This is a genomic window from Azospirillum thiophilum, from assembly GCF_001305595.1.
GTDB classification, from domain to species: domain Bacteria; phylum Pseudomonadota; class Alphaproteobacteria; order Azospirillales; family Azospirillaceae; genus Azospirillum; species Azospirillum thiophilum.
The window spans coordinates 1,787,508-1,809,492 of record NZ_CP012401.1 but is presented as its reverse complement, the minus strand read 5'-3'; the positions used below and the strand labels follow the sequence as shown (position 1 = coordinate 1,809,492).

At 68.4% G+C, this 21,985-nt stretch carries 22 protein-coding genes; 11 read left to right on the top strand and 11 right to left on the bottom strand.

Annotated elements, in window-relative coordinates:
* Positions 1 to 85 precede the first annotated feature (85 nt).
* The 3 genes from AL072_RS08460 to AL072_RS08450 all read right to left on the bottom strand — a co-directional run bounded on the left by AL072_RS08460 (position 86) and on the right by AL072_RS08450 (position 3,259).
* Complete coding sequence (locus AL072_RS08460) at positions 86 to 817, bottom strand: RlmE family RNA methyltransferase (RefSeq protein ID WP_045580705.1); 732 nt, start codon at positions 815 to 817, stop codon at positions 86 to 88.
* 54 nt (positions 818 to 871) lie between these two features.
* Positions 872 to 1,894: a Ppx/GppA phosphatase family protein gene (locus tag AL072_RS08455; protein WP_045580706.1), complete on the bottom strand. Its 1,023-nt coding sequence runs from the start codon at positions 1,892 to 1,894 to the stop codon at positions 872 to 874.
* Positions 1,895 to 2,020: 126 nt separating this feature from the next.
* Positions 2,021 to 3,259 (bottom strand): ABC transporter substrate-binding protein, encoded by a 1,239-nt coding sequence (locus AL072_RS08450; RefSeq protein ID WP_045580707.1) that lies wholly within the window; start codon positions 3,257 to 3,259, stop codon positions 2,021 to 2,023.
* Positions 3,260 to 3,865: 606 nt separating this feature from the next.
* Between AL072_RS08450 and AL072_RS08445 the strand changes: the two genes are divergently transcribed.
* The 7 genes from AL072_RS08445 to AL072_RS08415 all read left to right on the top strand — a co-directional run bounded on the left by AL072_RS08445 (position 3,866) and on the right by AL072_RS08415 (position 12,994).
* Positions 3,866 to 5,212, top strand: coding sequence for an ABC1 kinase family protein (locus AL072_RS08445; protein WP_045582380.1), 1,347 nt, complete (start codon positions 3,866 to 3,868; stop codon positions 5,210 to 5,212).
* Between the two features lie 199 nt (positions 5,213 to 5,411).
* On the top strand, positions 5,412 to 6,470 hold the full coding sequence (queA, locus tag AL072_RS08440; RefSeq protein WP_045580708.1) for a tRNA preQ1(34) S-adenosylmethionine ribosyltransferase-isomerase QueA: 1,059 nt from the start codon (positions 5,412 to 5,414) through the stop codon (positions 6,468 to 6,470).
* Positions 6,467 to 7,681, top strand: a complete 1,215-nt coding sequence (gene tgt / locus AL072_RS08435; RefSeq protein ID WP_045580709.1) for a tRNA guanosine(34) transglycosylase Tgt — start codon at positions 6,467 to 6,469, stop codon at positions 7,679 to 7,681. The genes queA and tgt overlap by 4 nt, the downstream gene beginning before the upstream one ends.
* A complete protein-coding gene (gene queF / locus AL072_RS08430; RefSeq protein WP_045580710.1) occupies positions 7,674 to 8,138 on the top strand; it encodes a preQ(1) synthase in 465 nt (154 codons plus the stop codon). Before tgt ends, queF begins: the two co-directional genes overlap by 8 nt.
* A 49-nt stretch (positions 8,139 to 8,187) precedes the next feature.
* Positions 8,188 to 9,270 (top strand): tRNA epoxyqueuosine(34) reductase QueG, encoded by a 1,083-nt coding sequence (gene queG, locus AL072_RS08425; RefSeq protein ID WP_045580711.1) that lies wholly within the window; start codon positions 8,188 to 8,190, stop codon positions 9,268 to 9,270.
* On the top strand, positions 9,263 to 10,465 hold the full coding sequence (locus AL072_RS08420) for a GNAT family N-acetyltransferase (RefSeq protein ID WP_082108819.1): 1,203 nt from the start codon (positions 9,263 to 9,265) through the stop codon (positions 10,463 to 10,465). Before queG ends, AL072_RS08420 begins: the two co-directional genes overlap by 8 nt.
* A gap of 123 nt (positions 10,466 to 10,588) precedes the next feature.
* Positions 10,589 to 12,994: a methyl-accepting chemotaxis protein gene (locus AL072_RS08415; RefSeq protein ID WP_045580712.1), complete on the top strand. Its 2,406-nt coding sequence runs from the start codon at positions 10,589 to 10,591 to the stop codon at positions 12,992 to 12,994.
* A 43-nt stretch (positions 12,995 to 13,037) separates the two neighbouring features.
* On the opposite strand, the gene AL072_RS08410 is transcribed toward AL072_RS08415, so the two are convergent.
* The gene (locus AL072_RS08410) at positions 13,038 to 13,517 is read right to left on the bottom strand and encodes a CYTH domain-containing protein (protein ID WP_045580713.1); all 480 of its coding nucleotides are present in this window, start codon (positions 13,515 to 13,517) and stop codon (positions 13,038 to 13,040) included.
* 161 nt (positions 13,518 to 13,678) lie between these two features.
* On the opposite strand from AL072_RS08410, the gene AL072_RS08405 reads away from it, so the two are divergent.
* Positions 13,679 to 13,915, top strand: coding sequence for a hypothetical protein (locus tag AL072_RS08405; RefSeq protein WP_045580714.1), 237 nt, complete (start codon positions 13,679 to 13,681; stop codon positions 13,913 to 13,915).
* 112 nt (positions 13,916 to 14,027) lie between these two features.
* Here AL072_RS08405 and AL072_RS33295 read toward each other — a convergent pair whose 3' ends face one another.
* Together AL072_RS33295 and AL072_RS08400 are read right to left on the bottom strand one after the other, a co-directional pair.
* Positions 14,028 to 14,183: a DUF3309 family protein gene (locus AL072_RS33295; RefSeq protein WP_045580715.1), complete on the bottom strand. Its 156-nt coding sequence runs from the start codon at positions 14,181 to 14,183 to the stop codon at positions 14,028 to 14,030.
* Between the two features lie 182 nt (positions 14,184 to 14,365).
* The gene (locus tag AL072_RS08400) at positions 14,366 to 15,286 is read right to left on the bottom strand and encodes a GNAT family N-acetyltransferase (protein ID WP_045580716.1); all 921 of its coding nucleotides are present in this window, start codon (positions 15,284 to 15,286) and stop codon (positions 14,366 to 14,368) included.
* 110 nt (positions 15,287 to 15,396) lie between these two features.
* Here AL072_RS08400 and AL072_RS08395 point away from each other — a divergent pair, with 110 nt between their 5' ends.
* On the top strand, positions 15,397 to 15,948 hold the full coding sequence (locus AL072_RS08395; protein ID WP_045580717.1) for a hypothetical protein: 552 nt from the start codon (positions 15,397 to 15,399) through the stop codon (positions 15,946 to 15,948).
* Between the two features lie 169 nt (positions 15,949 to 16,117).
* Positions 16,118 to 16,465 (top strand): hypothetical protein, encoded by a 348-nt coding sequence (locus AL072_RS08390; protein ID WP_045580718.1) that lies wholly within the window; start codon positions 16,118 to 16,120, stop codon positions 16,463 to 16,465.
* Positions 16,466 to 16,499: 34 nt separating this feature from the next.
* Here the strand turns inward: AL072_RS08390 and AL072_RS08385 are convergent, their stop codons facing one another.
* Positions 16,500 to 17,447 carry a CDP-alcohol phosphatidyltransferase family protein gene (locus AL072_RS08385; RefSeq protein ID WP_052709899.1) on the bottom strand — a complete coding sequence of 316 codons (948 nt, stop codon included), beginning with the start codon at positions 17,445 to 17,447 and terminating at the stop codon, positions 16,500 to 16,502.
* Positions 17,444 to 18,142, bottom strand: a complete 699-nt coding sequence (locus AL072_RS08380; RefSeq protein WP_045580719.1) for a phosphatidylserine decarboxylase — start codon at positions 18,140 to 18,142, stop codon at positions 17,444 to 17,446. Before AL072_RS08380 ends, AL072_RS08385 begins: the two co-directional genes overlap by 4 nt.
* Before the next feature lie 130 nt (positions 18,143 to 18,272).
* On the opposite strand from AL072_RS08380, the gene AL072_RS08375 reads away from it, so the two are divergent.
* Complete coding sequence (locus AL072_RS08375) at positions 18,273 to 18,743, top strand: hypothetical protein (protein ID WP_045580720.1); 471 nt, start codon at positions 18,273 to 18,275, stop codon at positions 18,741 to 18,743.
* 58 nt (positions 18,744 to 18,801) lie between these two features.
* Here AL072_RS08375 and AL072_RS08370 read toward each other — a convergent pair whose 3' ends face one another.
* From AL072_RS08370 to AL072_RS08360, 3 genes are all read right to left on the bottom strand, one after another.
* Positions 18,802 to 19,878 carry a BMP family ABC transporter substrate-binding protein gene (locus AL072_RS08370; RefSeq protein WP_082108820.1) on the bottom strand — a complete coding sequence of 359 codons (1,077 nt, stop codon included), beginning with the start codon at positions 19,876 to 19,878 and terminating at the stop codon, positions 18,802 to 18,804.
* Between the two features lie 79 nt (positions 19,879 to 19,957).
* Positions 19,958 to 20,887 (bottom strand): ABC transporter permease, encoded by a 930-nt coding sequence (locus AL072_RS08365; protein ID WP_045580721.1) that lies wholly within the window; start codon positions 20,885 to 20,887, stop codon positions 19,958 to 19,960.
* A complete protein-coding gene (locus tag AL072_RS08360) occupies positions 20,884 to 21,960 on the bottom strand; it encodes an ABC transporter permease (protein WP_045580722.1) in 1,077 nt (358 codons plus the stop codon). The genes AL072_RS08365 and AL072_RS08360 overlap by 4 nt, the downstream gene beginning before the upstream one ends.
* Positions 21,961 to 21,985 lie beyond the last annotated feature (25 nt).

Below are 21,985 nucleotides of genomic sequence, written 5' to 3'. Positions count from 1 at the left end.
CGCACTTATACACAAGACCATGGGCTTGTGAACCCGTGCGCACACAGCATCTGTTATGCAAGCCTGTGTGCAGGCGCGAAATGCGTCAGTCTTCGACCCTGTCGTCGGCTCGGTCGCCGGCGTTGCCGCCGCGGAAGCCGGTGGCGACCACATAGGTCTCCGACGATTCCGCGCGGCTGGCCGGCGGCTTGGCATGCTTGACCACGGCGAAGTCACGCCGCAGCCGGTCGAGCAGGGACCGCTCCGCCCCGCCCTGGAACAGCTTGGCGACGAAGGCTCCACCCGGCGCCAGCACCTCCTCTGCGAAGTCGTAGGCGGCCTCGGCCAGACCCATGATGCGCAGATGGTCGGTCTGCTGGTGGCCGGTGGTGGGAGCGGCCATGTCGCTCAGCACCAGATCGGCCTGCCCGCCGAGCGCCTCCTTCAGCGCCTCGGCGGCACCCTCCTCCAGGAAATCGGCCTGCATGATGGTGGCGCCGGGGACCGGGTCCATCGGCAGGATGTCGAGTCCGACGACTTTCCAGCCTTCCTTGGCAGCCTGCACCTTGTCCACCGCGATCTGGGTCCAGCCGCCGGGGGCGGCGCCCAGATCGACCACGCGCTTGCCGGGGCCGAGCAGGCGGAACTTCTCGTCCAGTTGCAACAGCTTGAAGGCGGCGCGCGACCGGTAGCCGCGCTTGGTCGCCTCGGCGACATACGGGTCGTTCAGGTGGCGCTCCAGCCAGCGCTTGGAGGATTCCGTGCGCTTGCCGGCGGTCTTCACGCGGACGGTGGCACGGCGCCCGCCGGGGCGCGAGGACGGAGTCTTGTCGGTCATGATCGCTGCTGTTCCTCGGTCATCCGGTGCATGGGAGTTCGTCCCCCTGCCCGGTCATTCGCCGGCGGCCCCCATCAGGTCCACCAGAATTCCTTCGCGCAGGCCGCGGTCGGCGATGCGCAGCCGCTCCACCGGCCAGACGTCGCACAGGGCGTCCAGAACGGCGCAGCCGGCGACCACCAGATCGGCGCGATCCTGTCCGATACAAGGATGGCGGGCGCGGCCGTCGAAATCCTGCGCGACCAGATGGTCGATCACCGTGCGGGCGTGGTCGACGCGCAGATAGCTGCCGTCCACCGCCCGCCGGTCGTAGCGGCAAAGCCCCAGATGCACGCCGGCCAGCGTCGTCACCGTGCCCGAGGTGCCAAGCATCTGCACCTTGCCGGCATCGACCCGGCTCTGGATGCGGTTGCGCGCCTCGAAGGACGCGATGGCGTCGGCCACCGCCTCGACCATGCGGTCGTAATTGACGCGCGTGACATTGGGGCCGCCATATTCCTCGGTCAGGCCGATGACGCCGCAGCGGACGGAGGTCTGGTCCAGCAGGCGCGGCGCCCGCCCCTTCTCCACCGCCAGCCACATCAGCTCGGTCGAGCCGCCGCCGATGTCGAACACCAGCGCATAGGGATGGGTCGGCTCCAGCAGCGCGGCGCAGCCGGCCAGCGCCAGCCGCCCTTCTTCCTGGCTGGAGATGATCTCAAGGGAAATACCGGTCTCGCGCTCCACCGACTCGACGAAGGCGGCTCCGTTGGCGGCGCGGCGGCAGGCCTCCGTCCCGACGGCGCGCACCGCGGTGACCCCGCGCCGCTCGATCTTGGAGCCGCAGACGCGGAGTGCTGCGATGGTGCGTTCCATCGCCGGCACCGAAAGATGATCGTTGCGGCTCAACCCCTCGCCCAGCCGGACGATGCGGGAAAAGGCATCGATGACGCGGAAGCCGCCGGGGGCGGATTTGGCGACCAGCAGACGGCAATTGTTGGTGCCGAGGTCCAACGCGGCGAAGACCGGGCGCGTCAGCGCCGACGAACGCAACCGTCCGGTGTCGTTCTGCCGCTCGCTTTGCACCTGTAGATCCACGAACCTTCCCCGCGCGCCTAAAGAGCGGAGTGTAACCCGGATCGCGGTTCGGCGGGAACCCCTCTCGGCCGCTTTTCCGCCGGCCGCGATCCGCAGGTCACGTCTGCACCAAGCGCCGGGCCGGGCTCACTGGGCCTTCACGAACGGACAGGCGCTGGCCTCCAGCGGCAGGAAGGCTTCGGCGGCCGGGATGCTGCGGACCTGCTTGTAATAGTCCCACGGCGCCTTGCTCTCCGCCGGGCTCTTCACCTGGTACAGCTCGAGGTCATAAAGGACGCGGCCGTCCTTGCGGATACTGCCGGGGGTGCCGAAATAATCAGTCGGCATCGCCTTCATCGCGGCGGTGACCGCTTCCGCATCGGTGGTTCCCGCCGCCTTCACCCCCTTCAGCCAATGCAGGGTGGCGAGATAGGTGTTGGCCTGTTCCTTGGTCGGCATCTTGCCGTGGCGGTCGAAGAAGCGCTTGCTCCACGCCCTCGTCCGGTCATTGCGGTCCCAATAGAAGCCGCTGGTGACGTACAGCCCCTTGGCGAGGTCGAGGCCGAGCGAGTGGATGTCGGTGATGAAGACGATGTAGCCGACCAGCCGCTGGCCGGACTGGGTCAGGCCGAACTCGCCCGCCTGCTTGATGGTCCCGATGGTCTCGGCCCCGACATTGGCCAGCGCCACCACCTTGGCGCCGCTGCCCTGCGCGCTCAACAGATAGGAGCCGAAATCGCTGGTGCCCATCGGGTGGCGGACGCCGCCGACCACGGTGCCGCCGGCCTGTTTGATCGCGTCGGTCGCGGCCTTTTCCATCGCCGAGCCGAAGGCGAAGTCGGCGGTGATGAAGTACCAGCTGGTGCCGCCCGACTGCACCACCGCCTTGGTGGTTCCCACCGCCAGCGAGGCGGTGTCGTCGGCCCAATGGATCGTGTAGGGCGAGCATTGTGCGTTGGTCAGCTCGGTCGTCGTCGCGGCGCTGATCATCAGCACCTTCTTCTTCTCGCGCGCGACCGCCTGCACGGCCAGCGCCACCGAGGAGACGGGGATGTCCGTCACCATGTCGACGCCGTCGATGTCGAACCAGCTCCGCACGATGTTCGACGCCACGTCGGGCTTGTTCTGCATGTCGGCCGACAGCACCTCGACCGGCCGGTCGAGCACCTTGCCGCCGAAATCCTCCACCGCCATCCGCGTGGCGAGCACCGCGCCCTTGCCGCCGATGTCGGAAGCGAAGCCGGCCTCGTCGGCCAGCACGCCGATGCGCACCGGCTTGGCGGCTTGGGCGTTGGCTGTCTGGGCGTTGGCCCCGGCGCTGGCACCGAAGGCGGTGGTGGCCAGGAGCGCCGCGGTCAGCGCGAGCGGCCGTAGGAACTGGTTCATGCGATCCTCCCCATCCTCGTCTTGTCCGGCCGTTCTTCCGTTGGGGACTGCTTCCCGTTTGGGCTGCGGCGTCCCGCCGCATCGGCCGACTTCGTGGATAGCGGGATTTGATTTCATACGCAAACAGTATCGTTTGAAACCTATTGGCTGGAGAGCGTCCCGCTCCCAGGCTGGGAAGCAAGGGCCAAACCCCCGAAACACAAAGGCCCTCGCTCCGGATCGGGAGCGAGGGCCTTCGCATAGGGCATCAGCAGCCCAAATGATATCGCCAATCAGGCGGATGAATTTCTGACTGAAACCTGAGTTGCCAGTACCGAACAAATCGGCATGATCACGTAAGCGCCGGTGGAGTCATGATCTTACTCACCCTCCCTGGTATCGGTCTCTACTGTCTCGCCCAAGCTATTTGCTTGAACGTCGCGGTCGTTCCGAATTCCGCTCACTTCACCTCGGTGTCTATTACTGTAAGACGAAGCCTGCTCCCCTTTGCGATGGCTGTCAAGAAAATCGCACATTGCGTTGCAGCGTCATCCGGGCACCCTCCGCCGGCTTCCTCCGTCGGGGAGGGGGGTGGCCTTTTGCACGGCCCGCACCCACCTTGTGGGCATGCCGGAACACGAAGAGAACACATGGGGCGGACGGGTCGCGCGCTATGCGCGGGTCGGCACCGCCGTCGGGGGGCTGGCCGCAAGGCTGGCGGGCGAGCGCGTGCTGGGCATCCGCCTGGAACGCGACCGCCATGCGGCGGAGCTCCGCGCCGCGCTGGGCGGGTTGAAGGGACCGTTGATGAAGGTGGCGCAGATCCTGTCCACCATCCCCGACGCCCTGCCCAAGGAATACACCCAGGAACTGTCGCAGCTTCAGGCCGACGCCCCGTCGATGGGCTGGCCCTTCGTCAAGCGGCGGATGGCGAGCGAGCTCGGCCCCGACTGGAACTCCCGTTTCCAGAGCTTCGAGCGCACGGCCGCCGCCGCCGCATCGCTGGGACAGGTCCACCGGGCGGTCGGGCCGGACGGGCGGCAGCTGGCCTGCAAGCTGCAGTATCCCGACATGGGCTCGGCGGTCGAGGCCGACCTCAGGCAGCTCGGCCTGATCTTCGCGATCTTCGAGCGCACCGACAGCGCCATCTCCACCCGCCAGATCCAGGCGGAGATCGGCGCCCGCCTGCGCGAGGAGCTGGATTACGAACGGGAAGCCCGGCAGGCTCGGCTCTACCGGTCCATGCTGGCCGACACGCCGGGCGTCCATGTGCCCGACATGGTGCCGGATCTATCGACCCGCCGGCTGCTGACGATGGAGTGGGTCGAGGGCCGCCGGATCCTGGATTTCGTCGCCCAGCATCCAGAGGCGCGCGACGAGCTGGCGATGAACATGTTCCGCGCCTGGTACGTGCCCTTCTACAATTACGGCGTCATCCATGGCGACCCGCATCTCGGCAACTACACGGTCCGGCCCGACCGCTCGATCAACCTGCTGGATTTCGGCTGCATCCGCGTCTTCAAGCCCAGCTTCGTCAAGGGCGTGATCGACCTCTACAACGCGCTGCGCACCGACGACCGCGAGCAGGCGGTGGAAGCCTACCGCAGCTGGGGCTTCGTCGATCCGTCGAACGAGCTGGTCGACGTGCTGAACATCTGGGCGCGCTTCGTCTATGCCCCGATCATGGAGGATCGCCAGCGCAGGATCGAAGAAACCAACGGTGGTCATTACGGCCGCGAGACCGCCGGCAAGGTCCATGCCGAACTGCGCCGCATCGGCGGCGTGGAAATCCCGCGCGAGTTCGTCTTCATGGACCGCGCCGCGATCGGGTTGGGGTCGGTCTTCCTGCATCTGAAGGCAGAACTGAACTGGTACCAGATGTTCCAGGGGCTGATCCGCGACTTCGACGTCGACGCGCTGGCGGCCCGGCAGAGCGCGGCGCTGGCTGCGCAGGGGTTGCCGCAGGCGGAATGAGGGGGCGCGTCGCAAACGGGGATGCCCCCTCCCCATCCCTCCCCCGCCGTTGGCGGGAGAGGGGGCAGGAGCCTTGTCGGATTGCGGCGGCAGTCCCCTCTCCCGCGGAATGCGGGGGAGGGTTAGGGAGGGGGCATAGGTCTGGCACACCCCAAACCCTTCCCATCCGCCCGCAGTTCAGTCTATAGCTGCCCCCTCCATGAAGACCGCCGATTTCGACTTCGACCTGCCGCCCGACCGGATCGCCGAGCATCCCGTCCGGCCGCGCGACGCCGCCCGCCTGCTGGAGGTGGGTTCGACCTTGCGCGACCTGCCCCTGCGCGACCTGCCCCTGCGCGACCTGATCGTCCGCGACCTGCCCGCGCTGCTGCAGCCGGGCGACCTGATGGTCGTGAACGATACCCGCGTCATCCCCGCCCGCCTCGATGGCCGGCGCGGCGAGGTGGCGGTGGAGATCACGCTGCACAAGCGGTTGGGCGAGCGTGACTGGGCGACCTTCTCCAAGCCCGGCAAGCGGCTGAAGCCCGGCGACGTCATCCGGATCGCCGAGGATTTCAGCGCCGAGGTCGTCGCCAAGGACGGCATGGAGGTCCGGCTGCGCTTCTCCGCCGGCGGGGCGGAGCTGATGGAGGCGCTGCACCGCCATGGCCGGATGCCGCTGCCGCCCTACATCCGCCGCAAGGCCGACAAGGGCGACGACGCCGATTACCAGACCGTCTTCGCCGCGCGCGAGGGCGCCGTCGCCGCCCCCACCGCCGGGCTGCACTTCACGGCCGACCTGCTGGCGGCGCTCGATGCCCGCGGGGTGCGCCGCGTGCCGGTCACGCTCCATGTCGGTGCCGGAACCTTCCTGCCGGTGAAGGTCGACGACATCGCCGACCACAAGATGCACAGCGAATGGGGCGAGATTTCTCCGGATACCGCCGCCGCGGTGAACGAGACACGGGCGGCCGGCGGCCGGATCGTCTCGGTCGGCACCACCGCGCTGCGCATCCTGGAGACGGCGGGACGGCCGGACGGGACGCTGGTCCCCTTCAGCGGCGACACCGGCATCTTCATCACCCCCGGCTACCGCTTCCGCATCGTCGACCTGCTGTGGACGAACTTCCACCTGCCGAAATCGACCCTGTTCATGCTGGTCTGCGCCTTCGCCGGGTATGACCGCATGCGGGCGGCCTACGCCCACGCCATCGACCAGAACTATCGCTTCTTCAGCTACGGCGACGCCTCGCTGCTGCACAGGACGGACCCATCATGACCGGCATCGGCTTTGACCTTCTGGCGACCGACGGGCGGGCGCGGCGCGGACGCGTGACCACCGCCCACGGCACCATCGAGACGCCGGCCTTCATGCCGGTCGGCACCGCGGCGACGGTGAAGGCGATGACAACCGACGCGGTGGCCTCGACCGGCGCGGAAATCCTGCTGGGCAACACCTACCACCTGATGCTGCGGCCGACGGCGGAGCGGGTGGCACAGCTGGGCGGGCTGCACCGCTTCATGAACTGGGACAAGCCGATCCTGACCGACAGCGGCGGCTTCCAGGTGATGAGCCTGTCCGACCTGCGCACCATGTCGGAGGAGGGCGTCACCTTCAAATCCCACCTGGACGGCAGCCGCCACCACCTGACGCCGGAGCGCTCCATCCAGATCCAGCACATGCTGGACAGCAACGTCACCATGTGCCTGGACGAGTGCACGCCCTTCCCGGCGACCGAGGCGCAGGCCGAATCCTCCATGCGCCTGTCGATGCGCTGGGCCCGGCGCAGCAAGGACGCCTTCGTCGAGCGGCCCGGCTATGGCCTGTTCGGCATCGTCCAGGGCGGCATCTATCCGGAGCAGCGGGCGGAGAGCGTGGCCGCCCTGACCGACATCGGCTTCGACGGCTACGCCATCGGCGGGCTGGCGGTCGGCGAAGGGCAGGAGACGATGTTCCGGGTCCTGGACTTTACCGAGCCGCTGATGGTCAAGGACCGCCCGCGCTACCTGATGGGCGTCGGCCGGCCGAGCGACCTGATCGGCGCGGTGCGGCGCGGCGTCGACATGTTCGACTGCGTGATGCCGACCCGCTCGGGCCGCACCGGACAGGCCTTCGTCCGCCGCGGCACCATCAACATCCGCAACGCCCGCCATGCCCATGACGAGCGCCCGCTCGACGCCGACTGCGGCTGCCCGACTTGCCGCAGCTATGGCCGGGGCTATCTGCATCATCTGTTCAAGGCCGACGAGATGCTGGGGCCGATGCTGCTGACCTGGCACAACCTGCATTACTATCAGGATTTGATGCGGACGATGCGGCAGGCGATCGCGGACGGCAATTTCGAGGAGGTCGCCGGCACCATGGAAGCCCGCCTGACCGAAGGCGACGTCGAGGCGACGTTGGACCCCATCGCCAAGCCCGGCAAGCCGCCGAAACAGGGCCGCCCGCCGAAGAAGGACCGGGTGGAAGAGGACAAGACCGATGAGTGAGAACATCTACGCCAACCTGACCCAGCTGGGCGGCGCCACCGTCCAGCCCAGGACGCCGGAAGAGGCGGTGCTGGAGCGGGTGCCCAACCCCAACCCCGGCGATCCTTATTGCGTGCGCTTCACAGCGCCGGAATTCACCTCGCTCTGCCCGATCACCGGCCAGCCGGACTTCGCCCATCTGGTCATCGACTATGTGCCCGGCGACTGGCTGGTCGAGTCGAAGTCGCTGAAGCTGTACCTGACCAGCTTCCGCAACCACGGCGCCTTCCACGAGGCCTGCACGGTCGGCATCGGCAAGCGGCTGGTGGACGAGCTCGCGCCGGTCTGGCTGCGCATCGGCGGTTACTGGTATCCGCGCGGCGGCATCCCGATCGACGTCTTCTTCCAGACCGGCGAGCCGCCGAAGGGCGTCTGGATCCCGTCGCAGGACGTCCCGACCTACCGTGGCCGCGGCTAAGCCCACCATCCCATTTTCCGCAGGCCCGGCCGCGGCCCCGGCCGCAGCCATGGCCATCGCCCCGGCGCGGCTGCGCGACGCCATCCGCAACCGGGCGCTGGCAGCCGGATTCGACGCGGTGGGCTTCGCCCCCGCCGCCCTGGGGCCGGAGGCCCGCGAGCGCCTCGCCCGTTTCATCGCCGAGGGGCGGCACGGCGACATGGGCTGGATGGCCGAGCGCAGCGACCAGCGCAGCCATCCGCAAGCCCTGTGGGAGGAGGCGCGCACCGTCATCGCGCTCGGCACCAGCTACGCCCCCCATGAGGACCCGCGCCGGTTGCTGGAGCATCCCGACCGCGGCATCGTCTCCGTCTATGCCCGCAACCGCGACTATCACGACCTGATCAAGGGACGGCTGAAGATGCTGGCCCAATGGCTGGCCAGCAGTAAGGCCCATGGGGCCAAGGCGGGGGTGAAGGTGTTCGTCGACACCGCCCCGGTGATGGAAAAACCGCTGGCGGCGCAGGCCGGGCTGGGCTGGCAGGGCAAGCACACCAATCTGGTGTCGCGCGACCATGGCTCCTGGCTGTTCCTGGGCGAGATCTACACGACGCTGGAGCTGCCGCCCGATCCGCCGGGGCACGACCGCTGCGGCTCCTGCGACCGCTGTCAGGTCGCCTGCCCGACCGCCGCCTTCCCGGCGCCCTACCAGCTCGACGCCCGGCGCTGCATCAGCTACCTGACCATCGAGCACAAGGGGCCGATCCCTGACGAGCTCAAGCCGCTGATGGGCAACCGCATCTATGGCTGCGACGATTGCCTGGCCGCCTGCCCCTGGAACAAGTTCGCCCGCGCGACGACCGAGCCGGCCTTCCTGCCGCGCGCCGAGCTGACGGCGCCGCGGCTGGCCGACCTCGCCCAACTGGACGATGCCGGCTTCCGTCAGGTCTTCAGCGGCTCCCCGATCAAGCGCATCGGCCGCGACCGCTTCGTCCGCAACGTCCTGGTCGCCATCGGCAACAGCGGCGACGTCCGCCTGCGCCCGGTCGCCGAGACGCTTCGGCTCGATGCCAGCGACGTGGTGCGCGAAGCGGCCGGCTGGGCAGCGGCCCGGCTGGCCCGGCTCGACGAATCGGAGGCGGCGGATGGCTGATTTCCCGAACGAGCAGACTGATCCGTTCCCCCAGGACTACGGCCCGGCCCATCCCGACGAGTTGGACGACATCGCCCGGCTGGCGCGGATGGGATTCGGGCTGTCGCGCGACCTGTTCGACCGCTACGCGGCGCTGTTCGGCATCGACGGCATCCGGCGGCTGCGCCTTTCCCGGGGAGGCCGCTCCAGCGTCGTCGCCTGCGCCGCCCACTGGATGATGGACCAATGGTTCGGCGGACGGCCGGTCCCGGTGCAGGCGGTCGCCATGGTCGCGGTTGATCCCGCCTTGCGCGGGGCTGGCCATGGCAGTGCGCTGATGCGGGCGTTGCTGATGGAAGGGCGTGCGGCGGGGGCGGTGCTGTCGGTCCTCTGCCCCGCCACCCTGCCCTTCTATCGCCGGCTCGGCTATGGCCGTGGCGGCGTCACCTGCCAATGGAGCGCTCCACCCGCCGCCTTCGCCCTGCAGGTGGGCATGGCAGGGACGGCGCCGCTGTGGCCGGCCGATCCACTCGACGCCGTGCCGCTCGCCGCGCTGCGCCGTCCCCTGCTGGCCGACGGCAACGGCCTGCCGGAGCGGACCGAAGCCCTGTGGACGCTCGCCCTCTGTCCGGATGGCGAGCCGGCCGACCTCTATCGCAACGCCGCCGGCTATATCGCCGTCCTGCCGCCGAAGGACCGGCGGTTGACCGTCGCCGACGTCTGCCTGCCGGCCGGCGAGGCAATGCGGCCGGCGCTGGTCCTGCTGGGCGGCTATCGGGCCCAGGTCGACCGGGTCGTTTGGCCGGGCGGTCCCGACGACCCGCTCGCCCTCATGGCAGGAGACGGGGTGACGCTGGACACGCGGGAGGACTGGCTGGTACGCCCGTTGGACGTCGTCCGGGCACTGGAAGCGCGGGGTTACCCGCCAGGGCTGGAGGAATCCGCCGGTTTCGAGCTGAAAGATCCTTTGATTTCCAATAATTGCGGATTAATTCACCTTGAGGTTGCTTCCTCCGAAGCAAAAATCTCCAAACTCGCGCAAGTTACCGGCTCCCCGGTACAGATGGGCATCGACGCCTTCGCCAGTTTGTTCACCGGACATGCAAGCGCTCGCGCGCTGTGGCGGGCAGGAATGCTTCATGGTGAAGAAAAGATGATCGACCGCCTGCACCGCATATTTTGCAGCGCACCAGCCTGGATGCCGGATCGCTTCTGAAATAAGGCGATTTCCTGACCTGAATCAAACCGGTCGTTAACCGCGATGTGGTTCAATCGAATCCATGATTCAGGGGAGGAGCGTCGCCCGCAGAGGCAGACGCCATCGGGGAGTCCACCATCCATGACGATCGGAACACGGATTGCGCTCGGTTTCGCCACCGTGCTGCTTCTGACCGTTGCCGTGGCGTTCGTCGGCTGGAGCAGCCTGAGCACCTACGCCGAACGCGTCGACCTGGCCGCCCATACCGCCGACCTCGATGCCCGGCTGAAATCCGTCCGGCTGGAGGAGGCGCGCTTCGTCACTGAACGCGACGCCAAGGCCGCGGCCAATGTCCCCGGCATGCTGGACGCCCTGCAGGCGGAGGCGCTGGCCACCCGGGCCGCCCTGACGGACGGCGAGGGACGGCGCCTGCTGGACGAGGTGCGGTCGGGCATCGACGGCTATCGCGCCGCATTCACCAATTTCGTCGCCCAGGACGGTGAGGCACATGCCCGCACCGCCAGCATGGAGACGCGCGCCCGCGCGTTGCGCGAGATCGCGGAGAAGATCGGCAAGCAGCAGTCGGAACGCTATGACCTGAACATGACCAGCCAGCGCGATGCCGACGCCGAGCTTCGCCACAGCATGGACACGGCCGAACGCGCCAACCGCATGATCGAACGGGTGCTGGAGGTTCGCCGCCAGCAGAGCGAGCTGAGCCGCAGCGGCGAGGAGTCGCTGGCCGGTCGGATCGTGGCGGATCTCGACGAGCTGGTGCAGACCACCGCCACCGTCGCCAAGGATCTGGTCGGCACCAATGACGAGGAGTTGGCGGCGCGCATCGCCGACGACACCCGCGCCTACCGCGACACCGTCCAGGCGCTGCAAAGCAGGGGAGCGGCAGCCCTGGCCGGTGCCGGCGTCGCCGCCGGCCTGGACGAGGCCGCGCGCGGCGTGCAGGAGCGCGCGATGGAGCTTCAGCAGAACCAGGCCATGGTGACCGAGGCGCTGCGCGAGGCGTCCAAATACGCCCAGAGCGAGGTGAACGAGGCGGTGATGCTGCGCGGACTGGCGATGCGGCTGGTCCAGGGCGCACAGGCGGCGATGCTCGGCCAGCGCGACTTCCTGCTGACCGACGCGGCGGAGTCCAAGACTGCGGTGACCGCCGCGGTCAAGGACATGCTGGACCTCGCCGGCAAGGCCGGTGCCGTCCTGGTCGACCAGGAAGGCCGCGCGCTGATCGCCGCCATCACCGACGCCGCCCACGCTTTCGACTCCGAATTCGCAGCGCTCTCGGCGGCCATCGCCAAGCAGCACGAGGCATCGCTCGCCATGGCCCAGGCCTCCGCCACGGTCAGCGGGCAGGTTGGCCGGCTGGTGACCCTACAGCGCGAGGATCGCGAGGCCGGCCGCGCCAGCGCCGGCATGGTGATCGCCGTCGGCGCCGCGGTGGCGCTGGTCCTGGGCGCACTGATGGCCTGGATCATCGACCGTGCCATCACCCACCCGTTGCATGCGATGACCGGCGCGATGGGCCGGCTGGCCGAAGGCGACCTGTCGATCGACATTCCCGGCGGCGACCGCAAGGACGAGCTGCGCAACATGGCCGACGCCATGACCATCTTCAAGGACAACGCCCTGGAGATGCGCCGGATGGAGCGCGAGCGCGAGGAGATGCGCGTGCAGATCGATGCCGACCGCCGCCGCACCATGAACGAGTTCGCCAACGGCTTCGAACAGGCGGTGTCGGGCGTGGTCCTGTCGCTGACCGACTCGGCCAATTCGCTGGGCCGCGACGCACAGGAGATGTCGTCGGACGCGGCGTTGACGACCGCGAAGTCGACTGCCGTCGCCACCGCCTCGCAGCAGGCGACCGCCAATGTGCAGACCGTCGCCGCCGCCGCGGAGGAGCTTTCGGCCTCCATCGCCGAGATCTCGCGCCAGCTCAACGCCAGTTCGGCCACCGCGTCCGGTGCCGCGGACAAGGCGGTGCAGACCAACGGCATCGTCGAGGGGCTGTCGCTCGCCGCCGAGCGGATCGGTCAGGTCGTCGGGCTGATCGGCGAGATCGCCGAGCAGACCAACTTGCTGGCGCTCAATGCCACCATCGAGGCCGCCCGTGCCGGCGAGGCCGGCAAGGGCTTCGCCGTGGTGGCGACCGAGGTGAAGAATCTCGCAGGCCAGACCGCCAAGGCGACCGAGGAGATCTCCGCCCAGGTCGCCGAGATGCAGACGGCCACCACCAGCGCCGTGGAGGCGATCCGCACCATCTCCGACGCGGTGACCGCCATCAGCGGCACCGTCACCGAGATCGCCCAGGAGATGGAGCAGCAGGGCAGCGCGACCCGCGAGATCGCCCAGAACGTCCAGCAGGCGGCCGAGGGCACCCAGCAGGTGATGCGCAACATCGCCGAGGTGACCACCGCAGCGACCAAGACCGGCGGCGCCGCCGACGCCGTCCTGGATGCCAGCCGCACGCTGACCGCCCAGGCCGACCGCCTGCGCGGCGAGGTGCAGGGCTTCCTCAACAAGGTACGGACGGCGTAGCGGGAGTCATACGGGCGCTGGCCGGCGCTGGCGGCAAGACGCCTTAAGCCGCCTCGGCCGGCCAGCGCCGAATGGGTGCGCGGGACAGGGCGGAGTTGCCGTAGGCGCGAAGCGTGGTGACCTCGGCGCCGATCCAGTCGGGCAATGGTACGGTCTGGTCGGGGTCGTCCAGTTCGACTTCGGCGATCACCAGACCGGCATTCTCGCCATGAAAGACGTCGATTTCCCAGCACAGCCCGTCCTGGCAATGGCGGTATCGCGTCTTCTCGATCACCCGCCCCGTGCAGCGATGGCGCAGGAGCTGCCGTGCGAAGTCGAGCGGCAGAGGATGTTCCACCTCGTCGCGGCAGGCGCCGCGCTTGGACGATTTGATGGTCAGGGTGGCACCGCCTTCCGCGATCCGGACGCGGACCGTGCAGGCGCCGTCGGACGGCAGGTATCCCTGCAGAATTCGGACACCGTCCCGGCAGAGATGCCGGACATCCTTGCGGACCAGGAAGCGCCGCTCGATTTCCAGTGCCATGACCAGGCCCCTCGGACGATCTCGCCAAAGACCTTAGTCGAAGACCGGCGCGGCCTTCAATCTCGTTGCCCCCGTGTGCAGCGCAATGGAGACCGCACACGCGCACCCTGCGATGCGGCGTTCGGTCGCAAGAATCGGCGAAAGGATGCTAAGCTGGGCCGATGAACGCCCAACTTTCCGACGCCCTTCCCTGGCTGATCCTGTTCGCCTTCTATGGGTTGCCGCTGCTGCATGTGGCGCTGTCGCGACGTGGCGGAGGCTGGCGTCCGCCGGCGGGATCGCGTTGCCCCTTCGGACCGCGCGCCGGCTGGCTGGTGATGGTGCTGATGCTGGGGCCGGTCGGATGGCTGATGTTCGCGCTCCGCCGGCCTCGCCGAATGCGCGACCGCCAAAGCTGACCGCACAGGGCCGGGGCGCCCGATCAGGGGGCACGGATACGGTCGCGGAACCAGGCTGTTGGAGCATCGCGCGCCTCAGGGCGAACGCATGATGCTCCAACAGCCGGACGGATCAGATCCGCCCCATCAGCAGCAGCACGATCATGACGATCAGCAGCACGCCGAGGATGCCGCTGGGACCATACCCCCAGCCGCGGCTGTGCGGCCAGGCCGGGACGGCACCGAGAAGCAGCAGAATCAGGATGATGAGCAAAATCGTGCCGAGCATGGCCTTCTCCCTTCCGGTGGAGCTTTCATAACGGGCAAGCGGAACCTGAACGGGTCTCAGAGAGGATTGTTCCTGTCCGGCTCGAACGTGACCGTCGGCCACCACCAAGGGAGGATGCGGCACCTCCGGCGCTCCCCGAACGCGATATGCTGCGTCTTTCGGGATGCCGGCTGCGGGGGACCTCACCCCGGCGGCCGGTCCACCCGGTACAGTTCGTCGACGAAGCTGGCGAAGGCCGCGATCCGGCGGCGCATGAAGGCAAGCATGGCGGGGGTGCGCGGGAAACTGTCGATCCGCCATGTGCTGTCCGGGCCCAGCCGCTCGGCAGCGACCTGATGGACACGATGGAACATCAGCAGCAGCGGGCCGATATGCTCGATGTCCCGGCGCACCGCGGCGCCGTGATACCAGACGGTGTCCGGGGGCTCCAGCCGCGCGAACATCCAGCCCACGACGACTCCGTCCCGGCGTACCATCCAGCTGTTGTCGGGCCAATGTTCGAACTGCGCGGCCATCGCGAAGGGGCTGAAGTCCGCATCAATGGTCCCGGCTGCGATCAGCCGCTCCACCTCCGCCCGGTCGTCCGGCGTCGCGTCTCGCCAAAGCGCCAAGCCGTAGCCGCGCAAAACCCGCAGCGCCGGAGAATGTGCCTCCGCCCAGTCCAGGACCGCCCGCGGCGTGCCGGCCGCCCGCATCGATTGCAGCACCGGCTCGCCCCAGCCCTGCCGGCGCAACAGCCCTTCGAATGCCGCCCGCGCCGGCAGACGGGAGGAGTAGGTGGCGGTCAGCCGCTCCCCGCCGGGAACCGCAGTTGCCAGCGCCTCCATCAGCCGCCCCCCGACGCCGCACCGCCGCCAGCCGGAAGCGACCGATACCGACAGCAGTGCCATTCCTCCCTCCTGCCGGCGTCCCAGGATCAGGCCGGCGGGGATGTCGCCGACCCAGGCGCCGAACGCGACGGTGCCCATGCCGACTGGCGCCAGGAAGCTGCGGTAGGCCGGGTAGGTCAGCCGGGCGAAGGCGTTGCCGTCACCCTCCAATGCCGCAATTCGGAGATTGGGAAAGGCCGGGGGCGGCGGGGTGGCGGCGGACGGGTCGGTCATGGGCTTCACAATCGAATCGGAGCGGGAGGCCGCAGGTTCCACTTGCTAATCATGGGATTGCAAATCGTATGCTCTCCAACACAAGGCAGCCGCTACGCGAGACGACCGTCATGACCGCATTTCTCAGCATCGCCGACAAGCGCCACATCGAAGAGGCCGCCGCGGATCCCGCGGTGCGCTCCAGCCTGATCACCGACCCGCGCCGCGGCATGGAGCGGATTCTCGGACGTCCGCTCGGCGACGTCGGCATCCACCTGCACGAGGAGCCGGCCGGTGCGATGTATTTCGCCCTGCCGGCGCCGGGCCAGGGCGGCGCCGTGCCGGAAGCCAGGACCCGCCGCCAATTCTTCGAGAACATGCTGTTCGAGATGGCGGAACGCAGCCCCGCACTGCTGCGGCAGGCCGAGACCGATCCGCGCCGCATGTTCTTCGACCTGACCGGCAACGACGTCGACCTGCCCCCCGGCCACCAGCCGGTGATCTTTGCCGACGGGCCGTCGGAAATCCATGTCGTGCTGCCGCAGCCCTCCGAATCGATCGAGGACGAACTGCCCGACGACCTGCTGGAGTTCGTCGCCGGCGGTGCGCCCTCGCCCTGCAACAGCCGCGCCGGCGAAAACAAGAGCTCGGTAGCCGCCGGCTTGGACAAGCTGTCTTTGTAAACGGGCCGTCTCCGGCGAGGTTGACCGGCCGGCGGCAACACCGTAGGGTGGCGGGCATGAACGCGCTTCGTCTCGACGGCATTCTGCGAATTAGTGGCCCGGCTCTCCTTTGAGGGCCGGGGATTTTCCACGCCCATTCCGCAGACCCGATTGAAGGCTTGACCGCGTCATGTCCACCCTCCTGAACACGGTTTCCACCACCGCTGCCCCGGTATCCGCCGCGGATGCCCGTCCCACGGCCCCCGGCCGCCAAGTCGCCTTCTCCCTGCTGGCCGATGCCGATCCCGGCACCCTGCCCCGCATCCTGGAACTGGTCGCCAAGCGTGGCCACGTCCCCCTGTCGCTGCGCAGCGACTGCACCGGCGATAACTTGGCAATCGAAATGCAGGTCGGCGACCTGCCGCAGGCGGAGACCGATCACATCTGCCGCTGCCTGAGCCAGATCCCCATGGTCGCACGGGTCACGGTGACGGATATCACCGCTGACTCCGCCGCACTGCTGGCTGCGGCGGAGTAACCATCGCCCGGTAGCCATCCGGGCCGGTCGCCAGTCAGGCCGGCTTGGATGGTTCCCTGTCGCCCGCCGGCCCTTCCGGTACGGTGGCAGTGCCATCCGCCTTGTCCATCGTCGTATCGGGGCGGGCATCCGCGCCGCCCTCCGCGGAGGTCTCGACGATCTCGGTGCGCATCAATTCGGCGGCATGCTGCAGCTTGCGGAACTGGACGACCGAAAAAGGCAGGGTCGCCATATAGGCCAGCCCGACGATCGACAGCGTCCACCAGGGCTGGCTGACCATCATGGCCGCCAGCAGGCCGACGCCGGCCAGCGCCGGGACCACCCAATGGGCAGGCACGCGGGCGCCCTTGAAGGAGAAGGTCGGCAGGATGCTGACCATCAGCCCGCCGATCAGCAAGGTCCAGGGCACGATCACCGCCGGGTGGCCGGGCAGGTCCGGCCCGATCTCGAAGCCAAGGATCATCGGCAGCAGCACGAGGCCGGCGCCGGCCGGGGCCGGGACGCCGGTGAAGTAGTTGTAGGCCCAGGGCGGCAGGTCGACGACGCCGAGTCGCGAGTTGAAGCGGGCCAGACGCAGGGCACAGCACACGGCATAGGCCATGGCGGCGATCCAGCCCAGGCTGCCCGCCCCGTTAAGCCCCCACAGATACATCATGAAGGCAGGCGCGACGCCGAAGCTGATGGCGTCGGACAGGCTGTCCAGCTCCGCGCCGAACTTGCTCTGCCCGTTCAGCAGGCGGGCGATCCGGCCGTCCAGCGCATCGAGGATGGCGGCGATGACGATGGCGATGACCGCCGGCTCCCACCGCTCCTGCATGGCGAATCGGATCGCCGTCAGGCCGGAGCAGAGCGCCAGCACCGTCAGCACGTTCGGCAGCAGGTGATTGATCGACAATCCCTTCAGCCGCGGGTGCGGCCGTGCGGGCCGGCGCACCCGGCCCGGACGGAAGATCTGCTGGCGCAAGCCGGGGGGGCGCTTCATCGCCGGACGTCCCCCTGCCGCTGCGCCTCGGTGCCATTCAGGTCGGCCAGGATGGTCTCGCCGCCGATGGCGGTCTGGCCGACGCAGACCAGCGGAGCGACCCCGTCGGGCAGATAGATGTCGGTGCGGCTGCCGAATCGGATCAGGCCGAACCGCTCGCCGGCCTTGACCTCCTGCCCCGGCTTCGTCCACCACAGGATGCGCCGCGCCACCAGCCCGGCGATCTGGACATAGGCAATCTCGCGCCCGTCGGGCAGGCGCTGGCGGAAGGCCATCCGCTCGTTCTCGTCGCTCGCCTTGTCGAGCGCCGCGTTGACGAAGGTACCCTTGTGGTACTCGGCCGCCACGATGGTGCCGTCGGCCGGCACACGGTTGACGTGGACGTTGAAGACGTTGAGGAAGACGCTGATCCGGGTCAGCGGCTGCTCGCCCATTCCCAGTTCCTTCGGCGGAACGGCGGGGACGATCATGGTCACGCGCCCATCGGCCGGACTGACCAGCAGGCCGGGTCGGGTCGGCGTCACCCGGTCGGGGTCGCGGAAGAAGTAGGCGCACCACAGGGTGAGGACCAGCCCGATCCAGCCGAGCGGCGCCCAGACGGCGAGACCAAGGACCAGGGAGACCACGGCGAAACCGGCGATGAAGGGCCAGCCGGCACGGTGGATGGGGACGACGACGGTATCGATGGCGGACATCGCCTGCTTTCTTCGTATTTCAGACCACAGCGAACAGCCATTCTAGACGCCCGTTCCCAGCCTTTACAGAATTTTAGCAGGCGAAGCCCATGCTGTCGTCTCCGTCGCCCCAGAAGCCGAGCGTACCGCCTTGTCCGTTCCCGATCTGAAGACCATTCAATCGCTGGCCGAGGTGCCGGATGGCGCCCTGCCGATCAACCCCGGCTCCATCGTGATGACTCCGGAAGGGGTGCTGGGCATCGCCAAGCCGCCGCGGCCCTGCAAGCTGACCTTCATGGCCGACGGACTGCCCTTCAACGTGGCAGTCCGGCACGAGGGCGAGGAGGAGGGCGGCGGCTCGATCTGCCAGATCTGGGCCGATGTCGGCCATGTGCCCTACACCGCCCAGGCCCCGGAACGCCGCCGCGCCCTGCTGGCGGTCCTGCGCGGGATCGACGGGCTGCCGCATGTCCGCTTCATCGTGCAGGGCGGACAGAAGATCATCCTGTTCTCGGAAATCCGGCTGGAACACCACGCCTCGCCCGAGGATCTGTTCCACCAGACCATCCTGGTGCTGCAGGAGGCCCGGCCGTTCCTGCGCCTGCTGGGCGAGTATCTGTAAGCCGGGCAGCGTTGAAAGACGCCGGCCGGAGGCACTCCCCCAGCCGGCGCCGCAGCGCTTACTTCGGAACCTTGCCCTGCACGCCCTCGACATACCAGTCCATCTTCAGGATTTGTTCGTCGGTGGCGGTCTTGCCCTCCGGGATCACCACCTTGCCGGACTGGTCCTTGACCGGACCCTGGAAGGAATGGCGCTTGCCCGACACGATGTCGGCCTTGATCTGGTCGGCCATCTTCACGACGTCGGCCGGGATGGCCGGATTGTAAGGCGCCAACTCGACCATGCCGGTCTTGATGCCGCCCCAGGTGTCGATCGGCTTCCAGCTGCCGTCCAGCACCGCCTTGACGCGCTCGACATAGTAGCCGTTCCAATCCTCGACGATCGCGGTCAGGTGCGACTTCGGGCCGAAGCGGGTCATGTCCGACGACTGGCCGACCGACCACAGCCCACGCTCCTGCGCGGTCTGGATCGGAGCCGGGCTGTCGGTGTGCTGGACGATCACGTCGGCGCCCTGGTCGATCAGCGCCTTGGCCGCCTCGGCTTCCTTGCCGGGATCGTACCAGCTGTTGACCCATACCACGCGGACCTCGGCCTTCGGGTTCTGCTCGCGCAGCGCGATGGTGAAGGCGTTGATGCCGCCGACCACCTCGGGAATCGGGTAGGAGCCGATATAGCCGATGATGTTCGACTTGGTCATCTTGCCGGCGATGGCGCCCACCACCGTGCGGCCCTCATAGAAGCGGCCGGAGTAGGTCGCGACATTCTCGGCACGCTTGTAGCCGGTCGCATGCTCGAACTTCACGTCGGGATGGCGCTTGGCCACCTTCAGCGTCGGGTTCATGAAACCGAAGGAGGTGGTGAAGATCAGCTTGTGGCCGCTGGCGGCCAACTGCTCGATCACGCGCTCGGCATCGGCGCCTTCCGGCACATTCTCGACGAAGGTGGTGGTGACCTTGTCGCCCAGCGCCTTCTCGACCGCGAGGCGGCCCTGGTCATGCTGGTAGCTGTAGCCGTGGTCGCTGACCGGCCCGACATAGACGAAGCCGACCTTCAGCTTCTCCTGCGCCTGGGCCGACATCATGCCGACGCCGAGAGCGATCGCGGCGCCGGCCAGCCCCAGCATCGCCTTGCCCATCGTCCTTCTGTTCACGTCGAAGCTCCTTGGTCTTGGTGTCTTTGCGATATGGGCTTTGTTTCGAGTTCAAAACGACGCGTCAAGCATCGGGATGAAACAGTTTTCCCAGACAGGCCGGCGCGTTCAGGCGGATGCGGGCCAGATCCCGCGAAATCATCACCAGGACCAGAACGGTAGCCAGATACGGCAGCATCGACAAGAGCTGCGAGGGCACGTCGATGCCCAGCCCCTGAACGTGCAGTTGCAGGATGGTCACACCGCCGAACAGCCAGGCACCCAGCATGACCCGCACCGGCTTCCAGGTGGCGAAGACCACCAGCGCCAGCGCGATCCAGCCGCGCCCCGACGTCATGTTCTCCGCCCACATCGGTGTGTAGTCCATCGACAGGAAGGCGCCGCCCAGCCCGGCCATGGCACCGCCGAACATCACCGCCAGGAAGCGGATGCGCAGCACCTTGTAGCCCAGCGCATGGGCCGCCGTGTGGTTCTCCCCCACCGCGCGCAGCACCAGCCCGGCGCGGCTGCGATAGAGGAACAGATGGACCAGCGGCACCGCGGCGACCGCCAGATAGACCATGATGTCCTGGCCGAACAGCGCCTGCCCCACCACCGGCAGGTCGGTCAGGCCGGGGATGTACAGCTTGGGCAGCCCCTCCAGGGGAATGCCGACGAAGCCCTGCCCGATCAGGGCCGACAGGCCGACGCCGAACAGGGTCAGCGCCAGGCCGGTCGCCACCTGGTTTGCCAGCAGGAACAGGGTCAGCACGGCAAACAGCGAGGCGGTGGCGGCCCCGGCGAGCGCCGCCACGACGAGTCCGGTCACGGCGCTGCCGGTCTGCACTGTCACGGCGAAGCCGCAGACGGCGCCGACCAGCATCATGCCCTCGACGCCGAGGTTGAGAACCCCCGACTTCTCCACCACCAGTTCGCCGAGCGCCGCGAACAGCAGCGGCGTGGCGGCGGCGAACATCGCGGCCAGGATCGGGCCGACCAGCGCGAAATCGCTCATGCCACCGCCCTCCGCGCCCCGAAGCGGACCCGGTAGCGGATCAGCACGTCGCTCGCCAGCAGGAAGAACAGCAGCATGCCCTGGAACACTCCGGTGATGGCCTTGGGCAGGCCCATGGCGATCTGCGCCGCCTCGCCGCCGATGAAGGACAACGCCATCAGCAACGCCGCCAGCAGGATGCCGACCGGGTGCAGCCGGCCCAGGAAGGCGACGATGATGGCGGTATAGCCGTAGCCCGGCGAGATGCCGGCCGTGACCTGCCCGATCGGGCCGGCGACCTCGCCCATGCCGGCGATGCCGGCCAGCGCGCCCGACAGCAGCAGCGTCAGCCAGACGATGCGCTTCTGGTCGAAGCCGGCATAGCCGGCGGCGGCCGGGGTCAGGCCGATCACCTTGATCTGGAAGCCGACGAAGGTCCGCGCGATCAGCAGCCAGCCGCCCGCCACCGCCGCCAGGGCGAACAGCGCCCCCAGATGGACGCGGGTTCCGGCCCACAGCACCGGCAGCACGGCGTCGGCCTCGAACAGCCGCGACTCCGGAAAGGCGAAACCGTCGGGATCCCGGTAGGGGCCATGGACCATATAGTTCAGCAGCAGCAGCGCCACATAGTTCAGCATCAGGCTGGTCAGGATCTCGCTGGCGTTGAAGCGCAGCCTGAGGAAGGCCGGCACCGCCGCCCACAGCGCACCGCCGGCCGCGCCGCCGACCACCATCAATGGCAGGAGCCACCAGCCACCCTCGCCATAGAAGGCAAGCGCCAGCCCGCCGCCGGTGATGGCGCCGAGCGTCAGTTGTCCTTCGGCACCGATGTTCCAGACATTGGCGCGGAAGCCGATGGCGAGCCCGACGGCGCAGAGCACCAGCGGCGTCGCCTTGACCACCAGTTCGCCGACGCCGCGGACCGAGGTGACCGGCGCGACGAAGAAGGCGTACAGCGCTTTCAGCGGGTCGAATCCCATCGCCAGGAACAGGATGAAGCCGCTGAGCAGGGTCAGCGCCACCGCCAGCAGCGGGGTGGCGTAGACCATGGTCTTCGACGCCTGCCCGCGCGGTTCGAGACGGAGAAGGCTCATGCGGCGTCTCCGGCGTTCAAGAAAC